The 2,466-nt window shown below is 37.9% G+C and carries 3 protein-coding genes; 1 reads left to right on the top strand and 2 read right to left on the bottom strand.

What is annotated here, in order from left to right; all coding sequences use genetic code 11:
- Nucleotides 1-32 precede the first annotated feature (32 nt).
- Both USH94_RS22340 and USH94_RS22335 read right to left on the bottom strand, forming a co-directional pair.
- Nucleotides 33-536, bottom strand: coding sequence for a DUF1566 domain-containing protein (locus USH94_RS22340; protein ID WP_111966199.1), 504 nt, complete (start codon nucleotides 534-536; stop codon nucleotides 33-35).
- A 45-nt stretch (nucleotides 537-581) separates the two neighbouring features.
- The gene (locus tag USH94_RS22335) at nucleotides 582-1,460 is read right to left on the bottom strand and encodes a carbapenem-hydrolyzing class A beta-lactamase IMI-27 (RefSeq protein ID WP_111966200.1); all 879 of its coding nucleotides are present in this window, start codon (nucleotides 1,458-1,460) and stop codon (nucleotides 582-584) included.
- A gap of 118 nt (nucleotides 1,461-1,578) precedes the next feature.
- Here USH94_RS22335 and USH94_RS22330 point away from each other — a divergent pair.
- On the top strand, nucleotides 1,579-2,466 hold an 888-nt coding region (locus USH94_RS22330), incomplete at its 3' end, for a LysR family transcriptional regulator (protein ID WP_320731344.1).

Here is a 2,466-nt window from a genome sequence, read left to right as displayed (position 1 = left end):
CAGGCTCTAATACATAATAGTATACGGTATATCTACTGTCTGTTTTTTTGGGGGGCAGCCCCAGCATGTCTTACAAACCGAACAGGATAAGCCATTTCAATAGTATGCCCATCAATATCATTGTTGATCATATCAAATGTATAATACAAATAAGGTATGTTTTGAATTAGAGTAAAGCTCCAATAAGGCGATGCTCCTTCACCATTATCTTGTGGTATGTCAAAATACGATCTGAAAAGATTATTTTCAAGACATTTTTTTGAGGATAGTAAAGATAATTCTTCTATATTTGGCAGTCTCCACCCGTACCCTTTTTTTGTTGCTTCTTCAAAAGCTTCGCTCAGAGTAAGAGGAGTTGGTTCTCCAGTACATCCATTTTTTTTATCCCATTGCATGCCGAAAGTGCAAGCCTGCCATTCTAGGTTGTTTGCGATATCTACCACAATCGAATCATTGGCGATAAAATCACACTGAGCATATGTTGACCAACTACTCATAACTAATGATAAACAGATATAAATCTTATTTGCTTTCATGATAAAAGTCACGCCATCACAATATAGTAATGGCTACAGATAGGTTTATTTAAGGTTTCTAATTGCAATCCTTGAAGCTTCTGCGATTACCTTATCATCATGCTTGGCTTCTTTTTCACTTTTAGTAGTGTATACAGAAATAATAAGAGGAGCCCTGTTCTTTGGCCAGACAATAGCATAATCATTTGCTGTACCGTATGCTCCACAACTACCGGTTTTATCGCCAACTTCCCAATCTGTTGGTACGCTAGCACGAATACGCGCTGCGCCGGTTGTATTACCCTTTAACCATGTCTGATATGTTTGCTTTTCATCTTCATTAAGTATATTGCCCAAAGCAAGGTTTTTTAAACTTTTAGCTACTGCTGCCGGAGTGGATGTGTCACGTTCATCGCCTGGAATAGCTGTGTTTAGATCTAATTCCCAACGGTCTAGTCTAAAATAATCATCTCCAATCGACCGCATGAACTTAGTCATACCTTCAGGACCACCGATATAACGTTCAAGAATAATATTAGTAGCACCATTGTCGCTATATTGTAACGCGGCGGCAGCCATATCGCCTAGAGTCATTCCATTTTCTTTATATCTTGTTGTAATGGGTGAATGGAATTCTAAATTCCTTGTATTGTAATTTACAATCTGATAAATATTAAGTTGATTATCTTGAAAGCTCTTTAGTACAGCGGCAGCTAAGAAACCTTTAAAAGAACTACACAGAGGAAATCGCTCATTCGCTCTGTATGAAAATGATTTACCAGAGCCTGTATCTAAAGCGTAGACACCAATCCTTCCATTGAAGTCTTTTTCAAGTTTATTAATCTCATCGGTTCCATTTGTATTGGCCTGTGAAAAAAATGCTGTTGAAATTAAACAAGAGCTAAAGAAGATTGCTATACCACTCGATTTTACATTAAACGACATGATTTCACCTTATGCAAATTTCTATTCAAAGTACCAATAGAGAGCGATTATACAGTTGTTTTTTTTTCTTTGAAGCAATATAATTTTCATTCAGCCATAACTTTTTCTTTTGGATGCTATGCGTGCCAGATTACCATTAAATGCATTACGCGCTTTTGAAGCCTCGGCAAGATATCTAAATTTTACAAAAGCCGGGCTAGAACTTCATGTAAGTCAGGCTGCTGTGAGTCAGCAGGTCAGAACACTTGAACAGATGCTTGGTGTGGCTCTTTTTACAAGAGTACCGCGCGGTTTACAGTTAACCGATGAAGGTTTGCATCTTTTGCCTTCGATTACAGAAGCTTTGCAAATGATGAATTCTGCGCTGGATAGATTCCATGAGGGTAAGATTAAAGAAGTACTTACCATTGCTGTTGTTGGAACTTTTGCAATAGGATGGCTACTTCCTCGGGTTACTGATTTTCTTAATGAGAACCCATGGATTGATATCAGAATATTAACGCATAATAATGTAGTCAACCTTGCTGCAGAAGGTATTGACGCTTCTATTAGATTTGGTTCAGGAGGATGGATTAATACGGAAAATATATTACTGTTTCAAGCGCCGCATACAATATTATGCTCCCCGAGAACATCCAAGAAACTGTCTATTCCAGCAGACTTAAAAAACATTTGCTTAGTGCGATCTTACCGAAAGGATGAATGGAATAACTGGTTTAAAGCAGCTGGAATCGCTCCTTGGCCGGTTAACGGGCCTGTCTTTGACTCGACAAGGCATATGATAGACGCTGTAAAATTAGGTGATTATGCAGCATTGGTTCCTTATCATATGTTCCAAAGAGAACTAAATGAGCGTTCAGTGGTAAAACCTTTTGAAATTTATGCCACTCTTGGAGGTTATTGGTTGAGTTTACAAAAATCACGAAACAACCATAATAGTGACGCACTTAATCTTTTCAAACAATGGATTATAGAGTGTAGCAGAGATTTTGTGCTTAAGAGCCTA

Source organism: Enterobacter sp. 148H3 (assembly GCF_034107425.1).
GTDB classification, from domain to species: Bacteria; Pseudomonadota; Gammaproteobacteria; order Enterobacterales; family Enterobacteriaceae; genus Enterobacter; species Enterobacter vonholyi.
Note: the sequence above shows the minus strand (reverse complement) of the source record. Positions and strands in the feature narration are given on the sequence as shown.